We start from the raw sequence: 24,732 nt of genomic DNA, 5'->3' as shown, positions 1-24,732 counted from the left end.
TTTTGTCCGTTTTTTGCTCGGGCAGCCCTGTGATTTCCGGCGGGGACTGAAGCCCCGCCGCAGTTCCCCGCCATTTTTCCGGATCAGGGGCAAAATATTTGGATATACCGGGGATTAAGTATATTTTTAGTCCACAATTCCTGTAGACTATACAAGTATTATAATTTATGTCGAATAACGAGGTGATCGATAAGGTTGAGCAACGCGTCGCTACCGTTGAAACGCAAAAGGTGCTTATTGATCTTGTAAATGAAGACAATAACAGAAAGCGCTGGATCTGGGTATCCATCGGCGTTTCCGTGCTGGCGGTGGTAGCCGGGCTGTGGTTCACTTATGTTTACGGCATTTCGCATGATACGCAAACGCAGATCGCCCGGATCACCAGGAATATTTTTACGGACAAGCTGCTTTTCTTTATGGGTGTGGGCCTTACGGCGCAGGTGATCGACGGGGCGTTGGGCATGGCCTATGGCGCCACTTCTTCATCGCTGTTGCTGGGCCTCGGCGTATCCCCGGCGATGACCAGCACCAGTGTGCATGTTGCGGAAGTATTCACCACCGGGGCCTCGGGTATCGCCCATTTCAAACTCGGCAACGTCAACAAGAAATTATTCCTCCATTTACTGATCCCCGGCATGCTCGGCGCCATTATCGGCGCTTATCTTTTGTCCGACAAGATAGACGGCGAAGTGATCAAACCCTTTATGAGCGCATATCTCATGATCCTCGGTGTGCTCATCCTGCGCAAGGCGCTGCAGCGCCACAAACCGAAGAGCAAGACCCGCAGGCTGGGGCCCCTCGCTTTCTTCGGCGGCTTCATGGATGCTGTGGGCGGCGGCGGATGGGGACCTATCGTTACGTCTACCCTGCTGAGCAAAGGACGCACGGTAAATTATACCATCGGTTCCGTAAACGCGGCTGAGTTCTTTATCTCCGTGTCCAGCGCCGGTACCTTCCTGTTATTCAATGGTGTGGACAGCTGGCAGGTGATCATAGGGCTGATCCTTGGCGGTGTGATCGCCTCTCCTTTTGCGGCAGTGCTGGTGAAGCGGATGAAAAGAAAACCGCTGATGATCATCGTGGGTGTGCTGGTGATCGCCATGAGCCTGCGCACGATCATTATGGCTTTTATGCAATAGATCGATCCTTGCCATAAAAGAGAACGGGCTGCTTCCATTAAAAGAGGCAGCCCGTTTTATTTTCTTAAAGTGTTATTCTCTATACATTCAGGAGATTTTCCCGACCATATTGGCGGGATCTACCCAGGCATCAAATTCCGCTTCGGTCACATATCCGAGCTTCACCGCCATTTCCTTCAGTGTAGTGCCTTCCTTATGCGCTTTCTGCGCGATCTCGGCGGCTTTGTAGTAGCCGATCTTTGTGTTGAGCGCGGTCACCAGCATCAGGGAATTGTCCACATGCTTTTTGATATTGGCTTCGATCGGCGCCAGGCCTTCCGCGCATTTGTCGTTAAAGCTTACGCAGCCTTCACCCAGCAGGCGGGCAGAGTGCAGGAAGTTATAGATCATCATCGGTTTGAACACGTTCAGCTCAAAATGGCCGGTAGCTCCGCCGATGTTGATCGCCACATCATTCCCCATCACCTGCGCGGCGATCATCGTGAGGGCCTCGCACTGCGTGGGGTTCACTTTACCGGGCATGATGGAAGAGCCGGGTTCATTATCCGGGATATACAGTTCGCCGATACCGGAGCGTGGGCCGGAGCTGAGCATACGGATATCGTTGGCGATCTTCATCAGGCTTACGGCTACGGTCTTCAACGCTCCGTGGGCTTCCACGATGGCGTCATGCGCGGCAAGCGACTCGAATTTATTTTCCGCGGTCACGAAAGGCAGCCCGGTCAGCTCCGCTATTTTCTTCGCTACATTCTCTGCATATCCTTCCGGCGTATTGATGCCGGTGCCCACGGCCGTACCGCCCAGCGCCAGTTCGCTCAGGTGCGGCAGGGTATTATTGATGGCGCGGAGGCCATGATCCAGCTGTGAAACATACCCGCTGATCTCCTGCCCCAGCGTCAGCGGAGTGGCGTCCATGAAGTGGGTTCGCCCGATCTTCACCACATGCATGAATTCCTTTGATTTCTTCGCCAGCGTTTCCCGGAGTTTTTTGATGCCGGGGATGGTTACTTCCAGCAACATTTTATATGCTGCAATATGCATGGCAGTGGGGAAGGTATCGTTGGAAGATTGTGATTTGTTCACATCATCGTTCGGGTGCACCACTTTGTCCTTATCGGTCAGCTGGCCGCCGTTGAGCACATGTGCGCGGTAGGCTACTACTTCATTCACATTCATGTTGGACTGGGTACCGGAACCGGTTTGCCATACCACCAGCGGAAATTCCGCGTCCAGCTTGCCTTCGAGTATCTCATCGCAGGCCTTGCCGATCAGCGCGGCTTTTTCGGCGGGCAATACTCCGGCTTCCTGGTTGGTGAGGGCAGCCGCTTTCTTCAGGTAAGCAAATGCCGCGATGATCTCTTTGGGCATTTTGTTCGTGTCCTGTGCGATCCTGAAATTGTCGATGGAGCGTTGGGTCTGGGCACCGAAGTATGCATTTGCCGGTACTTTCACCTCTCCCATCGTGTCTTTCTCTATCCTGAAATCCATATGGTAGTATTTTGGGCCGTAAAAATAGGCAATTACGGTTTAGGAAAGGCTGTCAAATATCATATTATTCCCCTTTGAAATTTGCCGTCCTCTTTTCGATGAAAGCGGCGGCACCTTCCTTCAAATCGCTGGTGGAGAAGCATTTGGCGAATTCCTGCATTTCTGTTTCGAAGCCGTCCACATCTTCCTGGAAGTAATCGTTCACACACCTGATCACCTTGGCGATGGCCAGCGGGGCTTTGGTATGGACCTTCTGCAGGATGGAGCGGGTTTTGTCCATCAGTTCCGCCGGTGTGGTCACATGGTTCACCAGGCCCAGTTGCCGGGCTTCTTCCGCCCCGATCATATCCGCCGTCATCATCAGTTCCAGCGCTTTCCCTTTCCCTACAAGCTGCACCAGCCGCTGCGTACCGCCATACCCGGGGATAATGCCCAGGTTCACTTCCGGCTGGCCGAATTTCGCATTATCACTGGCTACGCGGATATGGCAGGCCATGGCCAGCTCGCAGCCGCCGCCAAGCGCAAAACCGTTCACCGCGGCCGCAATGGGCTTGGGGCTTACCTCTATCCGCCGGAACACCACCTGCCCGCGCTTCGCCAGCTCCAGTCCCTGGTTGGGGGACAGGGTCAGGAACTCCGCAATGTCAGCCCCGGCCACAAAGGCTTTAGGACCGGTACCGGTGATGATGGCGGCATACACATCGTCCCGTTTATATATCTCGTCTACAGCCAGTCCGAGGTCCTTCATAACGTCCTGGTTCAGCGCATTCATCTTGTCCGGGCGGTTGACGGCGATCTCCAGGATACCGTCGTTCAGCGTGGTTGTTAAGGTCTTATACATATCTAAAGCAGTTTTTACCTGCATCTAAATTAAGGTTTAATATGCCATCACCGAAATGAAAAGGGCACCGTATTCCGGCGCCCTTCCATATTATGGCTGTTGCAGGGATCAGTTATCGATCACGGTTTTCTTTTCGATGATCACTTTGGTCCCTTTGCGGTATTTGGTCTTCGTTTTGTGATAATCATGATGTTTGATGCCGGAGCCGCCGAAGTTGTAGCTCAGGGTTACGAACACCATTTTGGCCTCCATATTCTCATAGGGATACGTCTTCACGCCATCGATGGTCTGGGAGAAGTCTTTGTTGAAGAAATCATTCAGATAATACTGCACTTTCACGCCAAAGCCGGGCTGAAAGCGGAAGCCGGCGAACAGGGAAGGCATGAAGGTGGGTGTTCTGTCACTGAACCATTCATTGAATTTGCTCTTTTTGTCCCCGTCGATAAAGGTTTTTTCCTTGTAATTGAAGGCCATGTCGTATTCCCCGCCAAAGAAGAAGAAGAACCCGTCGCGGATATTGCCGAATTTGAGGCCCAGCGGCACGCCCAGCGTGTACACCCGGCGCTTGAGCTTCAGGGAGTCCTCTTTGGTAATAAGACCTATATTCTTGATATTCAGCCCTGTAAATATGCCTACGTTATTAGAGAAATCGTAGTTATAGTTGGAACCAACGTTGAAGAACATGGTAAATCTGGGGATATTCCTGATCGACTCGCCATTATCCTTCACATTGGCAAATGACAGCAGCGGACCGTTCCCGCCGTGTGTGATGTAGCTGTGGCGCGGTTTGGGCGGGGAATATAGGTGAAAATGATAGCTGATTTTCTTGTTGCTTTCTTTTTTCTCCGTTTCCGGAGCTTCCTGTGCGTGAAGTGCTGTGGTGGCAACGAGGGACAGGAGGATCAATGTGTAGCGGATAAATTTCATACTGACTTCTTTAAGCTTGTGAATGGATGTTCAATGCCTTGATAATTATAAAGACGACCGGGTTACAAAAAAGTTTCAAAAATCTTAAAATTCCCTGTGTTCCTTTGTCCAGTCCGCGATATAGCCCGCAATTTCCTGCGTATGGGTGCCCGGCGGGAAGAGTTTCCCGACACCCAGGGCGTATAATTCCCGCATATCGGCATCGGGGATGATGCCACCGCCGGTGAGGAGCACATCGTTCATGCCTTTTTCCTTCATCAGCGCAATGATCTTGGGGAATACGGTCATATGGGCGCCGGAAAGGATGCTGATGCCGATGGCGTCCACATCTTCCTGCAGCGCGGCGTTCACGACCATTTCCGGGGTCTGGCGGAGGCCGGTGTAGATCACTTCCATACCGGCATCGCGCAGTGCCGCGGCGATCACCTTGGCGCCGCGATCGTGCCCGTCGAGCCCTACCTTGGCCACCAGCACACGTATGGGACGTTGATTTGGTTGGATCATAATACGTTATTGGAGTGTAAATGTAGGGTTTTCCGGGCTGAACTGGATTTACCAGTTTATCTTACATTTGCAATTCGGTAAAAGCAGCAATATATGAGCGAAGAAAGATCACTGAACTTTTTGGAACAGATCGTTGAAGAAGACATTGCCAACGGTGTACATGGCGGACGGGTGCTGACCCGCTTCCCGCCGGAGCCGAACGGCTATCTCCATATCGGCCATGCCAAAAGCATCTGCCTCAATTTCGGCCTGGCAAAAAAATACAACGGGCAGACCAACCTGCGTTTCGATGACACCAATCCCGTTACGGAGGAAACCGAATATGTGGATTCCATCAAAGCAGATATCAAATGGCTGGGCTTCGACTGGGCCGGAGAGTTCTATGCATCCGACTATTTTGAGCAATTATATGGTTTTGCCGTAAAGCTGATCGAAAAAGGGCTGGCTTATGTAGATGATTCCACGCCCGCCGAGATCGCCACCATGAAAGGCACCCCCACCGAACCGGGAAAGAACAGCCCGTACCGGGACCGCAGTGTGGAAGAGAACCTTCAGCTGTTTGCCGACATGAAGGCCGGCAAGTACCCTGACGGCGCCAAGGTGCTGCGGGCGAAAGTGGACATGGCTTCCCCCAACATGCATATGCGCGATCCGCTGATGTACCGCATCAAACATGCCCGCCATCACCGCACCGGCGATACCTGGTGCATTTACCCGATGTACGACTTCGCGCACGGGCAGAGCGACAGCATCGAGCAGATCACGCATTCCATCTGTACTTTGGAATTTGTGCCGCACCGGCCGTTGTACGACTGGTTCATCGAAAAACTGGAAATTTTCCCGTCCCGCCAATATGAATTCGCCCGTCTTGCCCTGAATTATACGGTAACGAGCAAACGAAAACTGCTGCAGCTGGTGACCGAAAAACATGTGACCGGCTGGGACGATCCGCGGATGCCAACGCTCAGCGGCTATCGCCGCCGGGGTTACACCCCTTCCAGCATCCGCACATTTGCAGACCGTGTGGGCGTACAGAAAAGGGATAACCTGATAGACGTGGGCCTGCTGGAATTCTGTATCCGCGAAGAGCTGAATAAAACGGCCAACCGCGTGATGGCGGTGCTGGATCCGGTGAAACTGGTGATCACCAATTACCCGGAAGGGCAGACCGAAGCACTGCAGGCGGAAAACAACCCTGAAGATGCCAGCGCCGGCAGCCGTACGGTTACTTTCAGCAATACCCTGTACATCGAGCGGGAAGATTTCAAGGAAGAAGCGCCCAATAAAAAATTCTTCCGTCTCAGCCCCGGCCTGATGGTACGGCTGAAATACGCGTATATCGTCAAATGCGAAAGCTTCGACAAGGATGCGGAGGGCAATATCACCACCATTTATTGCAGTTATCTACCCGAAAGCCATAGCGGTTCGGACAAAAGCGGCATCAATGTGAAAGGCACCATACACTGGGTAAGCGCCGCGCATGCCGCTACAGCGGAAGTACGGCTGTACGACCGGCTGTTCCGGGTAGAAAACCCCGCTGCGGAAGAAGGTGATTTTAAATCCTATATCAATCCTGATTCCCTGCAGGTGATCCGGCAGGCATATATGGAGCCATTGTTGCTGGAAGCAAAGGCCGGTGACAGGTTCCAGTTCCTCCGGAAAGGGTATTTTGTGGCGGATACGGATTCAACGCCGGGCAAACCGGTGTTCAACCGTACGGTAACGTTGAAGGATACCTGGGCGAAGGAATCGAAGAAAGGATAGATAGAATTTTGACTGATAAAGGAAACGGGGGTGTATCTGCTTTGATACACCCCCGTTTTATTTGGAGGCCCGGATAGCAATAATTTTCGTTTACACGATTCTCCGGGCCGTCATTTAACTTTTGAGTCGTCCTCGTTCTATTTGAAGGCCCGACGGTGCCTGCCTCCACAGACCGGTTCCTCGCGGCCGGCCGCGTATCAAAATCTTCATGATCCGGCAAAAGCCGCCAGCGCCTGTTGTATTCTTTCGATCGTTTCGCCTTTCCCCAATGTTTCCGCAATAGCAAATACCGGCGGCCCGAATTTTCCGCCGCAAAGCATGATGCGGAAAGGCAGCTGCAGCTCGCCAGGTTTGATGCCCTTAGCGGCAGCCAGCTGTTTGAAGCTCTCCTCAATGGGTGTGAAGGTAAAGTCCGACAGCATTTCCAGCGCACTCGTCCATTCTTCGAAGAAAGCCTGTTTTTCAGCGCTCCATTTGGGCTTCACGGCATCCACATCGTACTTCTCCGGTTTTGCGAAGAAGAAGAATCCGTGATCCCATATCTCATTGATAAAATGGCAGCGTTCCTTCACCAGGCCGGCAATACGGGCAACATACGCATCATCCGCGGCGATGCCTTTTTCTTTCAGCACCGGCTGGAACAATGCGGCCAGCTTGTCGTCCGGCGTTTGGATGATGTATTGATGATTGAACCATTTGGCTTTTTCGTAGTCGAATTTCGCGCCGCCTTTATGCACCCGTTCGATGGAGAACTTTTCGATCAGTTCCGCCATGGAGAATATTTCCTGCCCGGAACCGTCATTCCAGCCCAGCATGGCCAGCATGTTCACGAAAGCTTCGGGGAGGAACCCATTTTCCCGGAATCCCCGGGTCAGCTCATTGGTCTTGGGGTCCGTCCAGTTCATGGCATATACGGGGAAGCCTAAACGATCGCCATCCCGTTTGCTCAGTTTTCCGTTACCGTCCGGTTTAAGGATCAGCGGCAGATGCGCCCATTGCGGCATATCCGCTTCCCAGCCCAGGTATTTCCACAGCAGGATGTGCACCGGTGCGGAGGGCAGCCATTCTTCCCCGCGGAAGGCATGGGTGATCTTCATCAGGTAATCGTCCACTACTACCGCCAGGTGATAGGTAGGCATGCCATCGGCTTTCAGCAGCACCTTATCGTCCACCGTACTGGCCTGGAAGCTCACCTCCCCGCGGATCATATCGCTAAACTTCACTTCTTCCTCCTCCGGCATGCGGATGCGGATCACATGCGGCGCGCCTTTCTCCAGCAGCGCTTTCGTTTCCGCTTCGCCGAGCGACAGGGAGTTGCGCATGACGCTGCGTACGGTGTGATTGTACTGCGGTGCGTAGTTGCCTTTCGCCTTCTCCACTTCCCGCATGGCTTCCAGCTCTTCCGGTGTATCAAAAGCATAGTAGGCGTGCCCCGCTTCCACCAGCTGCTCCGCATATCGGCGGTACAACGCTTTCCGCTCGCTCTGGCGGTAAGGGCCGTATGGACCGCCTTTCAGGGGGCTTTCATCCGGTTCCAGTCCGCACCAGCGGAGGCATTCCATGATATATTCCTCAGCTCCCGCCACAAACCGGGTCTGATCGGTATCTTCTATTCGCAATACAAAATCACCGCCGTGGTGGCGGGCAAACAGGTAATTGAACAACACGGTGCGGACACCGCCCAGGTGGAGACCTCCTGTGGGACTTGGCGCAAAGCGCACCCGTACTTTTTTCTGACTCATACGGGGCAAAAATAATAATTTCGGGCTTGGGAACGCGATTTTGGATAACGGATAAACTGCAATGCATGTTATATTTTACGAAAACACCGGCATTACTCAAATCACTGTACAAAAGCTGTATCTGGAATTTCTCTCCCGCTGCACCGGTAGTGTACCTCACTTTTGACGACGGTCCGCATCCCAAAGCCACGCCCTTTGTGCTGGAACAGCTGAAAAAATATGACGCAAAGGCCACTTTTTTCTGCATCGGCAAAAATGTGGTGGAACATCCCGATATCTACCAGCAGATATTGCTGGACGGGCATACCACCGGCAATCATACCCACAATCATCTCAACGGCTGGAAAACCGGTACGCAGGCGTATCTCGACAATATTGCCGAGGCGGCCAAGTACATCCGTTCCGATCTTTTCCGTCCGCCTTACGGCCGTATCTCCCCTTTCCAGATCAAACAGCTGAAAAGCAGTTACCGCATTATCATGTGGGATGTGCTGAGCGGTGATTTCGATACCAGTCTCACCGGCGAAGCCTGTTTGCAGAACGTGATCTTCAAGCTCCAGGCGGGATCGATCGTGGTGTTCCACGATAGTGAAAAAGCCTGGGACCGCATGAGCCATGCGCTGCCGCGGGTGCTGGAGCATTGTAAACGTCAGGGGCTGCGGGTGGAGGCGATTCCTCCGCTTATCTCGGCAGGGTGATCTCTTTGCTTTTATCTTTCAGCGTGAGCATGGCCTTGTTGTCACATTCGCCATTGCCATAATCCAGTGTGGCTACCTGGCCATTGGCTGTAATGGTAAGGATGCCTTTATCGATATAGGCACAATTCAGTTTGCGGATCAGCTTTTCGGTTGTAACGACCTGGGCCGTTACCAGGCTGTCTTTCACGGTGGCGTTCCCGCTTAATTCATATACATCGTCCATCAGCACCAGCGGCGTTTCCGCGCCTTCTTTCAGCGTGATGGTGCGGGAGCCGCTGTATTCCATGACTTTGCCGCCGGGGAAGGTGAGCTTGCCGGCGGATACGTTGTATGCATACCCGGGGAAGAGGCTCTGAACCGTTTGCGTACCTTCTACTTTAATATCGTTCACATAATAATCCTCGAAAGTAATGATAGCTTCGGCGCCCTGGAGGAAGATCGGTTTATTCAGTGAAACCAGGATGGCGCCTTTACGGGTGCGGTTAAACTGGTCTGTACAACCGGTCAGGAAATCGATCCGGATTGTTTTGGGCCAGGTCTCCAGGTCCGCCGGCAGGTAGGAGATCTCCATGCTGGGGCAGAAGCGTGCCTGTGGCTCAGTACCTGTGGGAGCTTTACGGCTGGAACCATCCAGGCCATTATCGCTGGCACTGGTTTCCAGCGTCACTTCAAGCGCATCTTCGTATATGGCATTTATCTCGGCTTCTTTCTGTGCTACGCCCATCACCTGCACATCCTGCTGTTCGTCTGCACCCTCCTTATCCTCCTTCTTGCAGGCAAAGAAAATTGTTATAGAGCTGATAGCCACAGCCGTCAGCGTAAGTACTTTGTTGGTGTTAAAATAGTGTTTCATGCAATAGTGGTTTTTATAGGTATGGTATTCAGACTGTACCTTTGCGAAAAGGTATATTTTAAATATTATAATTTTTGCGAAAATAAAGATAAACAATTAATTGAAAAAAACTATATGTAATGAACTGGACCGACACCCATACCCATTTGTATTCCAAAGAGTTTGCCGGCGACAGGGCGGAAATGGTGCAACGGGCGCTTCGCCTGGGCGTCAGCCCGCTGCTGATGCCGAATATCGACGAGGGGTCCATTGAGGGGATGCTGGCCCTGGAGGCCCAATTCCCGGGGGAGTGCCTGCCGATGATGGGACTGCATCCCTGTTACGTGACAGAAAACGTTGAAGCGCAGCTGGCTATTGTGCGGCACTGGCTGGAAAAACGCCCTTTTCATGCTGTGGGGGAGATCGGGCTGGACTTTTATTGGGATAAAACGTATGAAGACCAGCAATATACCGCATTCCGTCAGCAGATAACCATGGCCATCCGCCATCAGCTGCCCATTTCGATCCATAGCCGCGAGGCTACGCGGGCCTGCATAGACGTGGTGAAGGAGCTGCATGACGGCACCCTGTCCGGCGTGTTCCATTGTTTCTCGGGTACAAGAGAGGAAGCGCAGGAGATCATCGATATGGGTTTTTACCTCGGCATCGGCGGGGTGGTCACTTTCAAAAAGGCCGGGCTTGATGTTTTGCTGGCCGATATCGGGCTGGAACATATCGTACTGGAAACCGACGCCCCCTACCTCGCACCCGTCCCCTATCGCGGTAAACGCAACGAAAGCGCATACATTCCGTTGATCGGTCAGAAGATCGCAGATGTAAAAAATCTAAAAATTGAAGAAGTAGCTGAGATTACAACAGGTAATGCCCGCAAATTATTTAAAATGCTTTAACTGATAAGTGAATACATTTGCAGCAATTCTATTGATCGAATAAATGACGAAAATTCTCATCATCTATACCGGGGGTACCGTGGGGATGATCTACGACGAAAAGACGGCGGCTTTACGGCCCATCGGTTTTAATGAAATAAGGAACAACCTGCCTGAGCTGTACCGGATGGGAATTGATTTCTATGTTTATGCCTTCAATCCGCCTTTGGATTCGTCGGACATGCAACCGGAGATATGGTCTGAACTGGCCGGTATTATTGAAGACCGGTACGACCGGTATGATGGTTTTGTGATACTGCACGGTTCCGATACCATGGCTTTCACCGCTTCCGCGCTCAGCTACATGCTGGAAAATCTCTCCAAACCCGTGATCCTTACCGGCAGCCAGCTGCCTATCGGCAAGATCAGAACGGACGCGAAGGAGAACATCATCACCGCCATGGAAATAGCTTCCACAAAGAGCAACGGGCATTGTATGGTGCCGGAAGTCTGCATTTATTTCGATTTTATGCTGTTCCGCGGCAACCGCGCCAAGAAGTATAACGCGGAGAAGTTCGAGGCGTTCTATTCGATGAACTACCCCGCACTGGCGGAGGCCGGCATCGATATAAAATATAAAAACCAGTACGTGCTGCCCGCGCCGGAAAAAGGGCTGGTGGTGCACAAGAATATGGACCCGAACATCGGGGTGCTGAAGATCTTCCCGGGCATTACCCGCCGGGCGGTAGAAGCGATCATCAATACCCCCGGCATGCGCGGCCTGTTGCTGGAGACCTTCGGCAGCGGGAACGCCACCACCCAGTCGTGGTTCACGGACTGCCTGCAAAAAGCGGCGGACAAGGGGATCATTATGGTGGATATTACGCAGTGCGATGGCGGATCAGTGGAGCTGGGCAAGTATGAGACCAGCCAGCAACTGCAGAAAATAGGCGTTGTCAGCGGTCATGATATGACGTTTGAAGCCGCCACTACCAAGCTGATGTTCCTGCTGGGGCAGAACATTCCGGCGGATGAGATCAAACGGCTGATAGAAATGCCCCTGCGCGGGGAGTTGACGCTGCCGGAGCAGGAGTTGTAGGAGCTTTGCCCCTGCGCCGTGAACGCAACCTGCCGGAGCAGGGGTTGTAGGGAGAGGCGCCCGGGATTGGGTGCTGTAAACCGCCCTCAAGCCGGGAATATCAGGTAAGCAAGCGCCCCGCGTTATTCTTTCAGCCAGCCTTTCAACGTCTGCACGTCCTTTTTCAGTTTATTCAATACGATCTGCTGTTTCTCCTTTACCGGCAGCGTTTCCTCCGCTTTGCTTAGCAATGCATATTCCAGGTGCAGGGTTAGCGGCACATGGATGTTGAGGGCCTTTACCTTTCTGAAGAACGCTTTGAAATCCACCATCCCTTCCCCCAGCGGCGTATTCTCCAATACATAGCGGCCATTGCGCTGCACCCATTTAGTGTCTTTGATGACCAGTGAATTGATGTGGGGGCTGATCAGCTCCAGCCCCAGCGGCCAGCTGTTGGCGCCTTCCACGGTGGCATGCCGGATATCGTATTGTACGCCGGTAAGAGCCGGATCTACATCTTTGATCATTTCGTACAGGTCCCATACAGATGCCCCGACCTTGATGCCCGCATGATTCTGGTAGGCCGCCTGGATATTGTACTTTTTATTCAGTTCCGTGATCTCTTTCAGCTGGCGGTTGCGGTATTGGAGGCTTTCCAGCAGGGGTTTGCCTTTCAGGTAATCGTACCAGCCCATCCGGTAGTAGCGGATACCCTCACCGGCAGCGGTTTCCAGTATCTGTTCCGTGTATTTCTCCTTTGCGTCCAGGATGGCGGTGGTCATCATCAGGTTTTTCATGCCCGCCCGTTTTACGGCAGCGGCGGCCCGGGGGAGGTCTGTTTTTACCCTTTCCGGCAACACATGCCCGTCCGGCCGCACGGTGTAATCCACGCCATCCAGTCCCGCCGCGGCGAAGGTTTCGCAAAGCAGGTCATAATCCATCCATTGAAAGGGCTTGGAGAAGCAATGGATTTCCCATCTGTCGGCGGGTTGGAAGGCCAGGCCCTTCAAAGGCAGGACAGCCCCGGCCATGGCTAAAGTCTGAATGAAATTACGGCGGGTGTACGGCATGATGATTGCGTTTCTTTGGTAAATTACGTGGGTAAACAAAATACAAAAATGTCTTGTGAAGCCAGCACGATTTTGAGCAGATGTTGGCTCCATCTGACCCGTAAAAAGTGAGTATGAAAAAGGATTTTAGCTCCCTGAAGCGCCCGAGATACCCGATGCCGGACTTCATTGCCGAAGCCCTGACCCGGAACAAACTGTACGAAAAGTACGAAAAACGCCCGCCCTACCAGCAAAACGACTATATATTCTGGATCAGCAGCGCTAAACGGGAGGAAACGCGGCAGAAGCGGCTGAACCAGATGCTGGATGAACTGCGGGAAGGCGGGAAATACATGAATATGGTGTACCGGGGAGAATAAAGGGGGGATTTTTTGGATTATTTGTGCAAAGGATTATCTTTGCAGCCCTGAATAATCAATTCAACCGTACGGAGGAGTGCAGGAGTGGTTGAACTGGCACGCCTGGAAAGTGTGTATAGGTGAAAGCCTATCAAGGGTTCGAATCCCTTCTCCTCCGCAGTTCTTTATAGTCTTGATTTTCGGCAATTTCCGAAATGCTAACTAGAATAATGTCAAACGAAAAGTCAAACATTAATTTTAGTTAGTATGTTGAAACAAGGTTATTCTGACCCCGAATTGTACAGGTACGGCGGCGATACAGATAAGGAATGGTATGTGGGCTTCCGCTTTACATGTCCGGTCCGGATGAAACGCAAGCCTGTACAAGTTCGTTTGGGTATCAACTTCTTCAAAACCGCCCGTGAACGAGATATAGAGGGCAAAATGGTAAAGAAGGTTGTTTCCAAAGCCCTGGAAGATGGCTGGAATCCCTTCGACTGCAACATCGAAACTTACCTCAACTCCATCAAGCCGAATGAACCTACCCCACCGCCGGCAGCAATCATTCTGAAAACGCCAGATGGCATTCCAATCGCAACACCCGACACGCCACTTGCCGAGGCGCTGGATCTCTCCTATCAAATAAAAAAGAAGTATCTGAAGCGAAAGACCAAGTTCAATTACGAAACCGGGCTACGGTATGCCGTGCCAGCTGCCAAAGCACTTGGAATTGATATGATCCCCCTGAATCGGCTGAAGAGGCTTCACGTCCGCATGATCCTGGAACAGATCGGGAAGGACCGGCAGGAGAGTACGACAAGGAAGGAAAAGGCAAGACCTGGACGCCCAATGCATTCAACCGGTACAAATCATATCTGAGTGCCTTTTTTGACACCCTTGTGGGGCTGGATGCTATCGAGTACAATCCTTGTGATAAGATTGACGACAAGCCGCCCATTGCGTTCGGCATACACCGCCATGCAACCGACGAAGAAACAGAGGTGATTAAAAATCACCTAGCGAAGGCCCACCCAGAATTGTTGAACCTGCTGCGAGTGGAATATGTAACCGGTATGCGCCCAGATGAAATACTGCAGGTGAAGTATACTATGGTGGACTGGTTGAACTCGGTTATCAAGCTGAGCTATGAAGTAGGAAAAACTAAAGTCTTCCGTCTGGTGCCTGTACCGGCTTTCCTTTTGGACTGGATCAGGGAGCGCCAAGGTGACCAGCCGGCCACGAACTACCTTTTCGGCCGTAAGCTCCAGTCCGGCCCCCGCAGCTTGACCACCAACAATTTTTCCCGCCTGTGGAATAAATACGTGAAAGCGCAACTCGGTTTGGATGTCAGCCTGTATTCATTCAAAGGTGCCGGCGGGGACGCGAAACGTGATGTGGGCATTGACCGGCCGGCCGTATCGGTGGGATGGGGGCATACCTCGGTGAATACTTCGAAGATCTACCTGGAGAAAGAGGGGGAGCGCATGCGGAAGCAGATCATTGCAAATTCACCGGATTTCTAACCCCTCGAATTTTTTTACGGCGGCATCCCAAACCTTTAAAGGCTCCTCACGTACCGTTGGATAGGTGAGGAGCCTTTAAAAAATAAAGCTTATGAGGTAGCAGCAGGATTCGAACCCGCGGAGGATTTACCCTCACCCGTTTTGGAGACGGGCGCTATAAGCCACTCTGCCATGCTAAACTGACCGTTAGGTCTGTTTAATACGGAGTGCATAATACACTCAAATATTGTGCCAAATATTAATGATGCTTAATTTTATGACCGTCAGAGCGAATAACAAATGTTAAAAAAATGTAAAAAATGATTTCTAACTGATGAATAAGGTATGATTTGTGGATTAAATCTTTCAAATTTGTCCAACATTAAACGTTTAGTATTCGTTTAATAAAAAGCCCCCCAAGTTGTGCGACTTGGAGGGCATCCGGAATCTCACGTTTTGTCCGGTTTCAACGACTCCCCTTTAGGAGTTCTCCTGTGTGTCCACCACAGGGATTCGGTTTCAGTTCTTGCAGCAACAACGGCACGCGAATCGGTAAACTCGCCCTTGTGGGTGTCTCCTACGAATACCTTTTACGGTAATGTAGGGAGTAAACACCCATCCGTCTTTGCATTTGCAAGAACATTGTTCAAGTGTCATTAAACATTTGTTCTATTTCGCCGCCAACCTTGCTCCTGGCGACAGTGGAGCTTTGCAAAGAATTGCAAAAAATTAAAAAGCCCAGGCTGTTTGGACACACAGACTGGGCTTTAGCTTTTTTAACTCGTCGGGAGGCTTCCTGTTTCTAGCAATAAACCATCGACAAATGTTTAATGACTCGGCAAATATAAGTGTCCCGCTCATATCCGCCAAATCCTTAACAATTCTATTTTTTACACAAAGTGGGGAAAATTCAAGGTTGGAAAAGTGAGAGAAGTATCGTTACTTTACTCTTACAACCTAAGGATGTTTCCACACCTGGTAGCCCAAATCAATATTTTTATTAAGCCTCGGTTACAGCCGAGGCTTAATTATTTTCAAAAATAAATGTTTTATCAGTGTTTTCCAGCAACGATTATCCACAAAAAAATGCGCACAAATTGGCTTGTGGCGTGTTGTTTTTTTATTTACCTTTGCCCCCCATCTAAATTTAAAATACTCTCATTACTTATTGAATTTCACTTATTTATGTCGAATTATTTAAGAAAAATTCGAGAGTACTTACTGTATTTAAATATGTGATTTATGGCCTATGCGTATAATTGACACATTAGCAATAATTTTTTCAGTAAACCAAAATAATTAGGTAAATAAAACTAAATTTATTAGCCAATATTGCTAATAAATTTAGTGGCACGAGAGTAGCTAAGAAATCTGCCAAAGGGCGGCAGGATAAACTTACCCGTAAAATTCCCTTCTTCGACACGGCCATCAATGCCGGTTTCCCATCGCCAGCGCAGGACTACCACGAGAACGAAATTACCCCCGAAGAACTTATCGGCATGTCGCCATCTATGTTCCTGATCAAAGTCAACGGAAATAGCATGGAAGATGCACATATGCCGCATGGATGTATTGTGGTAGGGGATATTCACCGCTTTCGGAGTCTGGACCACCTTTGCAGTTTTTGTGGATTAAGCCCTAATAGCTATAGCAGTGGGGAGCATGAGAGGGTCAGGGGCCTTAGCAGAAGAGGCAATGCCACTATTAAGCACATGATCATCGAATGTGCCTGGATGGCCATCCGTAAAGATCCGGTCTTGTTGCTATATTACAAATCCGTACTGCCACGGATGAATGCTAATAAAGCCATTATCAAGGTCACCCGTAAATTACTAGCCAGGATCAGGGCGGTACTCCATAAGCAACAAACTTATATAATTGGGGGATAGCCTGAAGATAGTAGTAAACATTCACGAAAAATAAGGCCTGTAAAACACATTTATGCCAGGGAATGCAGCAGGTGGACTGCGGCCGTTGCAACTATCGTTGCCCTGGACCGCTCTTATCAAGTTTGCAACTGGCATCCTATAGAAAATAATATCAAATTGCAGCTTGTTTAACCACAATGTCTGCTAAGAGAAGTCTGTTTTATGGGTTATGTGCCTGGCGTCCATTGAAAAATGGCGAAGGTGAACTTTTATCTCCTTAAAAACAGATGCCGGCAAAAGACTTCCCAAACCGGGGAAGGCGCTGCTGCCGCGCCGTTCCCCCCTTCCCGGCAGGGTTTCAAACAATGGAAGGGTAAAAAGGCCGAAAAAATATCCCGCAAAATTTGGTTTACAACATAGAAGTCCACATGCCCCGGTGTGATCCTTCGGTTATCCTTCGCTTTTCACAAGGCTGCGATCCGGTACTGAATAGTATGAATAACTCCTACCCGCAATAAGGCGCAATAACAAACTGGTGAGCCGCCCGGGAATTTGACTTGATCCCTTTTACTTTATTTCAGGCCCCGCTAGTACCTGTCTCAACGTTCCCCGCCCGCTTGTAATGGGCAATAATGACTCCTTTTGGCGTAACAATACTCTCTGCCAGTGTAAACGCTGCCGGAATCGTTCCATTCCCAAAAAGCTTTTTTCCCTTGCCTAAAGTCAAGGGGTGAATTTTAAGCCTGAGTTCGTCCGCAATATCCTTCTTAAGGAGGAGTTGAACGAGTTCACTGCTACCCCACACCTGAATGTCCGGGCCATTTGAATTCTTGAGCTTTTTGATATCCGCCAGATTTCTTACAACCACGGAGTTTTTCCACCCGGTAACCATCGGGTCCGACTTCTTCATACTTTTGGAAAACACATATTTTGTGCCTTCATTAACACCTGGCCAAAAGTCAGCATGGTCAGGCCAGTAGCCGGCCCAAATTTCGAATGTTTTCCTACCCAAAAGATAATCTGCAGGTTTCAACTCTTTCTGCAGCACCTCATTATAAACTTCGTCAGAATACGGTGCTACCCAGCCACCATATTTGAAACCGCCTGAAGTATCTTCCTCAGGCCCACCGGGTGCCTGCATGACCCCATCCAATGAAATCATTGACAGCACAATTATTTTTCTCATATTATCTCCGATTTATTATGCTACAAATCTCGTCAACACACATGGAACCACTACAGTGTGAAATACGACAATTACAGGGGCAGAATGCGCAAAGTCCTGGTAGCAATGGCTGTTAAAGCTCGAGCATGACCCGGCTAATTGCATAACCAACTATTTTACCTATTTTTTCGACTTTCCCCGGAATGCAACAGTATAACTACTACAAACAAGCAGTTCATGCACGAACAAAGCCTTAACGAATGGATAGCACGATGCCAACAAGGCGATACGGCTGCATTCGGGCAGATCGTAACGCTATACCAGTCTCAGATTTTCGCCTATGTATTCAGACTGGTGGGCAACGAAGATGATGCAAAGGATGTGGTACAGGAGACTTTTTTAAGGGCATGGACCTATTGTAAAACCTATGACCCGAAGTTTCGCTTCCGTACCTGGTTGTACACCATTGCCACCAACTGCAGCTACGACTACCTGCGCTCAAAGAAAACGCTGGTACCGTATGCAGAAGAAAATATCATATTGCTGAGCGACCAGTTGGCAAATTCCAACCTGGAGCAACAGCTATTGAACAGGAATATTGCATCCGTCATCGCACAGCTTACGCATTCCCTCACCCCAAAACAAAAACTGGTATTTACGCTGAAATATCTGGAAGGCCTGGAAACGGAGGAAATAACGGTGATCACCAGACTGACTGCTGAAAAAGTGAAAAGCAACCTGTATCTGGCCAAGAAAAATATAAAGGAAGCACTACGCAAAATGATGATCTATGAAAAGTGATAAAAAACTGGAAGAAATACTGGCTGCATTGCGGGCCGCCCGGCCTGCGTTGAAAGAAATGGATGCGGCTAAACTTACGGACAACATTTTATCCGGTATTGTTAATAAAAAGCAGGCCGGCAATACCGGCGGCAAACTGCTAAGTATGGCCCGGATTGTTTCCACTGCGGCAGCTGTCATACTGCTTTCTTTTCTGCTGTATCAGCAGCTGGCTGAAGGGGGCGATCATCAATCAAACGCTATGGGTAATCCATACTATAAAACAGCTGTCCGCGATCACAGCAGGTTACCTCAAACGAAATCCATAGATGATCTGCTGGACTATTATATACAGTATAAGAAAGAAAAAAGTCCTATAGCCTCCTTCAGAGAACGATATAATCATATACCAGGAAAATAATCATACCATGAAAACAACTATCAGGGGTTTAATAATAGTGACCGGTTCGTTGCTGGCAGCCTGCAACAATAATGTCAACATGACCACTACGCTAAACAGCGATGGAAGTCTCAACAGGGTATCGACCGCCGCTGTAGATGAAAAGTTCATACAGGGCGACACTGCTGACCACCCGTTTATAATGGACCTTACGGGCTGGGATATACAATGGAAATATAAAGGGGAGGAAATAAGGACCGACTGGCCGGTAACAGGCTGGAAGAAAGATCCGCAGGATAGCATGGAAGTCATCACCGCAATAGCCCGCAAGCACTATAACACCGTACAGCATCTGGCAGATTCCTTCCAGATAAAGTCATCGCATGCCTGGCGCGATATAACGATGAAGCCGGCACTGGAAAAGCGGTTCCGTTTCTTCTATACCTACTACAACTTTAAAGAGTCCTTTTCCAAACTGCCCATCACATTCGCCATTCCGGTGACCAGGTACCTGAGTGCAGAGGAGGCTGGCTATTGGCTGACCGGCAAACCTGATATTTTGAAAGGAATGAACGGCGTAGAGGCTAATGATATATTGAACAGCATTGAGGAAAAAGCGGGAAAGTGGCTGCTGCACAACTTATTTGAAATGCAGTACAGCGAGTTGATCAGGCATCTGGAATTAATTGCCAACCATCCTTCCAAAACTATCATGGAAGCGCAAAAGGATAGTGTTTTTGCCTTGTATTATGCCCGGCATGCTAAAGAGCTGACCAAATCTGATTTGATGCCGATATTGGACAAGTCATTTAATACACAGGCGTTCGGCAACTTCGCCAAATCCGGTAACGATAGCCTGGTACAGCAAATTATCGAACCGGAAGCGTTTGAGCGCCTGTCAACCTATTTTAATGCTTCTATTGATTACAAACTGGTGATGCCGGGTGATATTGTTGAATCGGATGGCATTTTGTCTAATGACACATTAACCTGGAAAATAGATACATACCGGTTGCTGAATGCGAATTATACTATTGCAGCATCCTCTAAAAAAACAAACCGCTGGGCGTTTCTTGCAACAGCTTTTATCGTATTGGGGGCGATGATATTGTATGCCGTAAAAAGGAAATAAGCATGCGTGCAGCTGCTAAACTCCGCTTTCTGATCTTTCCTATCCGTCCGAAAGTAATCATCTATATTCACCACAACAAAAACGCCGGGGATCAGCGTTTTTGTTGTGGTGTGATCTTTGCCATCGGGCACTATCCCCAAGGCTAAGATCAAACCCGGAAGATGTTACGCCAATTCAAAAAGCAGCCTGCTCACTGCATTTACCGGTTTAAAGTACTCAGAAACCGCTCCGGGTACCGCGCACCGGAAACAATCCCCGCAGGCATAATGGCATCAATGCTTTCAATATCTTCCCGGGTAAGTTCAACATCCTCAGACGCGATATTCTCTTCCAGATGTTTTATTCGTTTGGAACCCGGAATAGTAATGATATCATCGCCTTGAGAAAGCACCCAGGCGATGGCCAATTGCGCGGGTGTGCAATTTTTACCGGCAGCCAAAGCCCTGATCTTTTCAACCAGCTCGAGGTTCTTGTAAAAGTTCTCGCCCTGATACCGGGGCATGTGCGCCCGGTTATCTTTAATGTCCTCCGGTTTCCTGAATTCCCCGCTTAAAAAACCCCGGCTTAAAGGCGCATAGGCAACCAGACCAATACCCAATTCCCTTATAGTAGGCAACACCTCCGCCTCTATATCCCTGCTCCATAACGAGTATTCTGTTTGCAGCGCGATAACCGGGTGCGTAGCGGCAGCTCTGCGAACGGTTTCCGCTGATGCTTCCGACAAACCAATGTAGCGGATCACCCCCTTTTGCACAAGATCAGCCAGCGCACCGATGGTTTCTTCGATAGGGACGTTCGGATCAACTCTGGCCGGGGTATAAAGATCGATATACTCCGTCTTAAGCCTCCGCAAACTGTAAATAACGGCATTGCGCAGGTAATCCGGATGCGTATTTACCGGACCGGGGGCCATACCTCCATTGGCGGCGGGAGCAAGCAGCTGGCCTGTTTTAACGGAGAGAAAGGCTTTCTCACGTTTACCTTTGATAGCCTGGCCGATCACGTCCTCATTGTGGCCCGCGCCATAATGATCGGAGGTGTCTAAAAAATTGTGCCCGAGCTCAAGCGCCCGCTCGATGGTAGCGATGGACTCCTTTTCATCTGATTGCCCGTATGCGCCGGACATGCCCATGCATCCCAAACCTGTAGCGGACACTAACGGGCCGTTTGTTCCTAATGTTCTGTTCATTGTTGATCTTTTTGAAGAACAAAAATGAGCTGAACATTCTTTAAACAGCCGGACAAAACGTATTACTTCCCTGACAAATCCTGAAAGAATGCGGCAATCGTTTTACCCGTGACCTTCCTGAACAACCGGGAGAAATATTCGGGATCATTAAAACCCAGCTCGAAGGCAAGCGTTTTGACAGAGGCGCTCTCACCATAATACAGCCGGCGGCGTGCTTCGAGTATCAGGCGATTGATCATGAACTCTTTGGGGGAAAGGCCGGAATATTGCTTCACAATGCCATATAAACTATTGGTGTTAATGGCCAGTTTCTCTGCAATCTCCCTGATCGTAGGATGATCGGTGAGGTTGTTCTCCACAAAAACCTTGAAGTCGATGTATTTGGAAAGTTTTTCATCAGCCGGCACCCGGTCAGCATTAAAATATGCGGCATTTATTTCTGTCAGCAAGCTGTTAAGGTGCGCCAGGATAAGCTCCGGATCAGTGGTCATCACGCTCAACAGCTCCAATAGTATTTCGAAGATCGATTTAAGCCTGGCAGCGGCAGCTGGACTGAAAATCACCTTTTGGGTGTTCAGGGGATTCACCAGGAAAGGATATTGTCTGGGCAACAGGGAAAGGCAGCTTTCATCAAAACCGATCTTGAAATAATCTGAACCATGCTTCGATTTCGGAAGCTCGTGCATCTGGTGAGGAAGAACGATCAGCAACTCGTTTGTATGGATATCAAACTGCTGAAGATCGACACGGTGCTGCGTACAGCCATCCACCATGAACAGAAAGAAATAATAGGCTTTACGATGGGTATGGCCCTGTTTGAAGAGCTCATCTGAAGGGAGCTGGCCAAATCCTGGCGAAACAAGGCGGATCGGCAGTTTATCGTTCTGTTTGATGTCATCCAGCAGAGAACCCATACATTGTTTTGACAAAATTAATGAAATAAACCGGTGGATGGCGCCTGTTCCTTCCGGTGGCTAATGACTATTCCCCCTTTTTACATCTGATAACAATAAACCTGAAGGATGGCCGGTTCCCCGCAGCATTATTCGGCTCCTCAATTTCAAAAAAATCCTCCAAACCATATCCTCCAAAGTCCCGCTTAACGGCGTTCATATCATAGAAAAACACCTGTCCCCCTCTCCCGACTTCAAACGTGTCTTTTCTAACTTCCCTGCCCTTTCCGTAATTCGGGGAATTTTTGGAGACGACGGAAAAGATCATCCAGCCGCCGGGCTTCAATTGATGATAACAGTCGCTTATCATCTTCTTTCTTTGGTCAGGGTCTAACAGATAAACAAGCCCGTAACAAAAAACCCCCTCATACAGATGCGCATCAAAGGGCATATCAGTCACTGATCCATGGAAAATGTCCATATCAGTACCATAATGTTCTCTTGCCAATTCAATTGCCGCCCCGGATATTTCAATACCGGTTACTTTTATACCGCTGTCAATGAAAACACGCGCATTTCTGCCGTAGCCAATGCCTGGCACCAGTACATCCCTGATACCTTCTTCCACAAATACATCCCTGGCGATGATGGCTGATTTTGCCGGCTCAAAACCCCACATGGTCTTATGTTCGAGAAAACCGGTTTCCCAGAATGCCCGCATTTCCTCCGGCGGATTGGCGGTATCTTCACAGACCCGGTCAGGTATCACCTTACACGAAAAACCAAGGTCTTCCACAACTGAGATCACTGCACGGACATCTACAAACGAACCTTCCATCCGAAGTATTTTATCGCGATCATCGATGTCAAAATTGATCCTGCAATCCGGAAAGATACTTGTCAGTACCCTGCCTAGTGCTTCAGTCTGACTTTGCTGCTGAATATTTGTTTTGAAAATCTCTATCACGTTCTTGCTTTTTTTGTCCGGAAATACTATGCTGATGCCGATCATGTGACATTGGTCCTTATTATGCCAAGGTCTTCACTTCACAAAAGTACTTACCTTTGCTTTCCAAATGATAGCACTTTCCAAAATGAAAGCGCTTTCCCGGAAGAAAGTAAGTATAAAATCAAGACTATGCTGTTAGAAGAAGACTGCTCAAAGGCCATGCTTTCCATCAAAGATGCGCTGGAGGCTGTTGAGGGCAGATGGACGTTGCTGATCCTGTATTCGCTGTGCAGTGGGCCTAAACGGTTTAAGGAAATTGCAAGAGAAGTGAATGGGATAACGGACAAAACGCTGTCCGCGGAACTCAAAAAAATGCAGGCCAACAAACTTGTCAAAAGAGATGTACATGATACCTTCCCCCCAAAGATCGAATACACCATGACAGCCCATGGCATGTCACTTAAAAAAGTGTTGTACGAACTCTGGAGCTGGGGACTTCTTCATCGCAGGGAGGTTATTGGCAAATAGCATCCCTGATGATCACATCGCAAATTAAAGCGATATAAGCCCCTGACATTGGTCAACCACCATCCCGGCAACAAAAAAAGCCCGGAGTCCGCCACCCGGCGGGAAAGGGCATGCCGTGCCCCGAAAGGCCCTTATCTACCTTCCCCTGAATTTTGGCTACAACATTCTGACTTTTCGGCACTTCAAAGCATGAACTCCGCCTGAACTTTGCTTTATCAAAAAATGTAAACAATGAAGAAAAGTAAAATTGCGGTAGTGACCGGCGGAAGCCGTGGTTTGGGAAGAGATATGGCTGTTAATCTGGCAAAAAAGGGGCTGGATGTGGTACTCACTTATCAATCCAATGTAACAGCCGCTCAGGAAGTAGTAGCTGAAATTGAAGCATTGGGACAAAAAGCCGCGGCAATTCCCCTGGACGTATCTGATTATGAAGCCTACGAACCCTTCTTCCGGGAAAGATTACAGCCGGCACTGGCCGAAAAATTCGGCACCTCCACGATAGACTATCTGGTGAACAATGCGGGCAGCATTTCCCCGGCCCCATTTGCCGATGCTTCCATTTCGGACTTTAAGGACATGATCCACATTCACCTGATGGCGCCGTTTTTCATCACCCAGCAGGCATTGAAGATCATGAATGACGGCGGGGGAATCGTAAACATTTCTACCGGGCTCACACGCTTCGCAACACCCGGATTTGCTGCCTATGCCGCTATGAAAGGCGGGGTGGAAGTATTGACGAAATATATGGCCCGGGAACTGGGACAAAGGAAAATAAGGACCAATGTAGTGGCGCCGGGTGCGATAGAAACAGATATCATGGGCGGTTTCGTGCGTGACAATGCCGGAATGAACGAGACAATAGCCGCGGAAACAGCGCTGGGCCGTGTGGGCCTGCCAACCGACATTGGCGCTGTTGTTGCCTTCCTGTGCACGGACGAAGCCTACTGGATCAATGCACAGCGCATTGAGGTTTCCGGAGGTGTGCACATCTGATTTTTGTTAACTTTGGGAT

The 24,732-nt window shown here is 49.7% G+C and carries 25 protein-coding genes and 2 tRNA genes; 15 read left to right on the top strand and 12 right to left on the bottom strand.

Features of this window, described 5'->3' with window-relative positions:
* Positions 1-167: 167 nt before the first annotated feature.
* The gene (locus FW415_RS06315; RefSeq protein WP_148383431.1) at positions 168-1,139 is read left to right on the top strand and encodes a sulfite exporter TauE/SafE family protein; all 972 of its coding nucleotides are present in this window, start codon (positions 168-170) and stop codon (positions 1,137-1,139) included.
* Between the two features lie 87 nt (positions 1,140-1,226).
* Here the strand turns inward: FW415_RS06315 and fumC are convergent, their stop codons facing one another.
* From fumC to FW415_RS06295, 4 genes are all read right to left on the bottom strand, one after another.
* Complete coding sequence (gene fumC / locus FW415_RS06310) at positions 1,227-2,627, bottom strand: class II fumarate hydratase (protein WP_148383430.1); 1,401 nt, start codon at positions 2,625-2,627, stop codon at positions 1,227-1,229.
* Between the two features lie 64 nt (positions 2,628-2,691).
* Positions 2,692-3,468: an enoyl-CoA hydratase-related protein gene (locus FW415_RS06305; protein WP_148383429.1), complete on the bottom strand. Its 777-nt coding sequence runs from the start codon at positions 3,466-3,468 to the stop codon at positions 2,692-2,694.
* A 108-nt stretch (positions 3,469-3,576) separates the two neighbouring features.
* On the bottom strand, positions 3,577-4,395 hold the full coding sequence (locus FW415_RS06300; protein WP_148383428.1) for an outer membrane beta-barrel protein: 819 nt from the start codon (positions 4,393-4,395) through the stop codon (positions 3,577-3,579).
* An 84-nt stretch (positions 4,396-4,479) separates the two neighbouring features.
* Positions 4,480-4,899, bottom strand: coding sequence for a cobalamin B12-binding domain-containing protein (locus FW415_RS06295; RefSeq protein WP_148383427.1), 420 nt, complete (start codon positions 4,897-4,899; stop codon positions 4,480-4,482).
* Between the two features lie 93 nt (positions 4,900-4,992).
* Here FW415_RS06295 and FW415_RS06290 point away from each other — a divergent pair, with 93 nt between their 5' ends.
* Positions 4,993-6,663 carry a glutamine--tRNA ligase/YqeY domain fusion protein gene (locus FW415_RS06290; RefSeq protein ID WP_148383426.1) on the top strand — a complete coding sequence of 557 codons (1,671 nt, stop codon included), beginning with the start codon at positions 4,993-4,995 and terminating at the stop codon, positions 6,661-6,663.
* A gap of 206 nt (positions 6,664-6,869) precedes the next feature.
* Here the strand turns inward: FW415_RS06290 and gltX are convergent, their stop codons facing one another.
* Positions 6,870-8,405: a glutamate--tRNA ligase gene (gltX, locus tag FW415_RS06285; RefSeq protein WP_148383425.1), complete on the bottom strand. Its 1,536-nt coding sequence runs from the start codon at positions 8,403-8,405 to the stop codon at positions 6,870-6,872.
* A gap of 65 nt (positions 8,406-8,470) precedes the next feature.
* Between gltX and FW415_RS06280 the strand changes: the two genes are divergently transcribed.
* Entirely contained in the window at positions 8,471-9,103 is a 633-nt protein-coding gene (locus FW415_RS06280; RefSeq protein WP_148383424.1) for a polysaccharide deacetylase family protein, read from the top strand.
* On the opposite strand, the gene FW415_RS06275 is transcribed toward FW415_RS06280, so the two are convergent.
* Entirely contained in the window at positions 9,087-9,956 is an 870-nt protein-coding gene (locus tag FW415_RS06275) for a hypothetical protein (RefSeq protein WP_148383423.1), read from the bottom strand. The two genes, FW415_RS06280 and FW415_RS06275, sit on opposite strands and share 17 nt — an antisense overlap.
* 119 nt (positions 9,957-10,075) lie before the next feature.
* On the opposite strand from FW415_RS06275, the gene FW415_RS06270 reads away from it, so the two are divergent.
* Entirely contained in the window at positions 10,076-10,846 is a 771-nt protein-coding gene (locus tag FW415_RS06270; RefSeq protein ID WP_148383422.1) for a TatD family hydrolase, read from the top strand.
* Positions 10,847-10,889: 43 nt separating this feature from the next.
* Complete coding sequence (locus FW415_RS06265) at positions 10,890-11,924, top strand: asparaginase (protein WP_148383421.1); 1,035 nt, start codon at positions 10,890-10,892, stop codon at positions 11,922-11,924.
* Between the two features lie 122 nt (positions 11,925-12,046).
* On the opposite strand, the gene FW415_RS06260 is transcribed toward FW415_RS06265, so the two are convergent.
* Positions 12,047-12,973: a sugar phosphate isomerase/epimerase gene (locus FW415_RS06260; protein ID WP_168208692.1), complete on the bottom strand. Its 927-nt coding sequence runs from the start codon at positions 12,971-12,973 to the stop codon at positions 12,047-12,049.
* Between the two features lie 113 nt (positions 12,974-13,086).
* On the opposite strand from FW415_RS06260, the gene FW415_RS06255 reads away from it, so the two are divergent.
* From FW415_RS06255 to FW415_RS06240, 4 genes are all read left to right on the top strand, one after another.
* Positions 13,087-13,332 (top strand): YdeI/OmpD-associated family protein, encoded by a 246-nt coding sequence (locus FW415_RS06255; protein WP_148383419.1) that lies wholly within the window; start codon positions 13,087-13,089, stop codon positions 13,330-13,332.
* A gap of 70 nt (positions 13,333-13,402) precedes the next feature.
* Positions 13,403-13,489: transfer RNA gene (locus tag FW415_RS06250), tRNA-Ser, on the top strand.
* 89 nt (positions 13,490-13,578) lie between these two features.
* The gene (locus FW415_RS06245) at positions 13,579-14,190 is read left to right on the top strand and encodes a hypothetical protein (RefSeq protein WP_148383418.1); all 612 of its coding nucleotides are present in this window, start codon (positions 13,579-13,581) and stop codon (positions 14,188-14,190) included.
* 20 nt (positions 14,191-14,210) lie between these two features.
* A complete protein-coding gene (locus FW415_RS06240) occupies positions 14,211-14,834 on the top strand; it encodes a tyrosine-type recombinase/integrase (RefSeq protein WP_168208691.1) in 624 nt (207 codons plus the stop codon).
* 94 nt (positions 14,835-14,928) lie between these two features.
* On the opposite strand, the gene FW415_RS06235 is transcribed toward FW415_RS06240, so the two are convergent.
* Positions 14,929-15,014, bottom strand: a tRNA-Trp gene (locus tag FW415_RS06235).
* Positions 15,015-16,120: 1,106 nt separating this feature from the next.
* On the opposite strand from FW415_RS06235, the gene FW415_RS25715 reads away from it, so the two are divergent.
* Positions 16,121-16,702: a transposase gene (locus FW415_RS25715; RefSeq protein WP_371417060.1), complete on the top strand. Its 582-nt coding sequence runs from the start codon at positions 16,121-16,123 to the stop codon at positions 16,700-16,702.
* A gap of 556 nt (positions 16,703-17,258) precedes the next feature.
* On the opposite strand, the gene FW415_RS06225 is transcribed toward FW415_RS25715, so the two are convergent.
* Positions 17,259-17,867, bottom strand: a complete 609-nt coding sequence (locus tag FW415_RS06225; protein ID WP_148383415.1) for a dihydrofolate reductase family protein — start codon at positions 17,865-17,867, stop codon at positions 17,259-17,261.
* Between the two features lie 216 nt (positions 17,868-18,083).
* Here FW415_RS06225 and FW415_RS06220 point away from each other — a divergent pair, with 216 nt between their 5' ends.
* From FW415_RS06220 to FW415_RS06210, 3 genes are read left to right on the top strand one after another with little or no spacing between them, the layout of a single operon-like run.
* Positions 18,084-18,647: an RNA polymerase sigma factor gene (locus FW415_RS06220; RefSeq protein ID WP_148383414.1), complete on the top strand. Its 564-nt coding sequence runs from the start codon at positions 18,084-18,086 to the stop codon at positions 18,645-18,647.
* Positions 18,637-19,047: a hypothetical protein gene (locus FW415_RS06215; RefSeq protein WP_148383413.1), complete on the top strand. Its 411-nt coding sequence runs from the start codon at positions 18,637-18,639 to the stop codon at positions 19,045-19,047. Before FW415_RS06220 ends, FW415_RS06215 begins: the two co-directional genes overlap by 11 nt.
* A 7-nt stretch (positions 19,048-19,054) precedes the next feature.
* On the top strand, positions 19,055-20,158 hold the full coding sequence (locus FW415_RS06210; RefSeq protein ID WP_148383412.1) for a hypothetical protein: 1,104 nt from the start codon (positions 19,055-19,057) through the stop codon (positions 20,156-20,158).
* Positions 20,159-20,357: 199 nt separating this feature from the next.
* On the opposite strand, the gene FW415_RS06205 is transcribed toward FW415_RS06210, so the two are convergent.
* The 3 genes from FW415_RS06205 to FW415_RS06195 all read right to left on the bottom strand — a co-directional run bounded on the left by FW415_RS06205 (position 20,358) and on the right by FW415_RS06195 (position 23,252).
* A complete protein-coding gene (locus tag FW415_RS06205) occupies positions 20,358-21,347 on the bottom strand; it encodes an aldo/keto reductase (RefSeq protein WP_148383411.1) in 990 nt (329 codons plus the stop codon).
* Between the two features lie 62 nt (positions 21,348-21,409).
* Complete coding sequence (locus FW415_RS06200; RefSeq protein WP_148383410.1) at positions 21,410-22,261, bottom strand: helix-turn-helix domain-containing protein; 852 nt, start codon at positions 22,259-22,261, stop codon at positions 21,410-21,412.
* A gap of 67 nt (positions 22,262-22,328) precedes the next feature.
* Entirely contained in the window at positions 22,329-23,252 is a 924-nt protein-coding gene (locus tag FW415_RS06195) for a bifunctional 2-polyprenyl-6-hydroxyphenol methylase/3-demethylubiquinol 3-O-methyltransferase UbiG (RefSeq protein WP_246858946.1), read from the bottom strand.
* A gap of 126 nt (positions 23,253-23,378) precedes the next feature.
* On the opposite strand from FW415_RS06195, the gene FW415_RS06190 reads away from it, so the two are divergent.
* Together FW415_RS06190 and FW415_RS06185 are read left to right on the top strand one after the other, a co-directional pair.
* Positions 23,379-23,717 carry a helix-turn-helix domain-containing protein gene (locus FW415_RS06190; protein ID WP_148383409.1) on the top strand — a complete coding sequence of 113 codons (339 nt, stop codon included), beginning with the start codon at positions 23,379-23,381 and terminating at the stop codon, positions 23,715-23,717.
* A gap of 231 nt (positions 23,718-23,948) precedes the next feature.
* A complete protein-coding gene (locus FW415_RS06185; protein ID WP_148383408.1) occupies positions 23,949-24,713 on the top strand; it encodes an SDR family NAD(P)-dependent oxidoreductase in 765 nt (254 codons plus the stop codon).
* Positions 24,714-24,732: the final 19 nt, after the last annotated feature.

It is taken from the genome of Chitinophaga sp. XS-30 (assembly GCF_008086345.1).
Classification (GTDB): Bacteria; Bacteroidota; Bacteroidia; order Chitinophagales; family Chitinophagaceae; genus Chitinophaga.
This window is presented reverse-complemented; position numbering and strand designations above follow the sequence as displayed.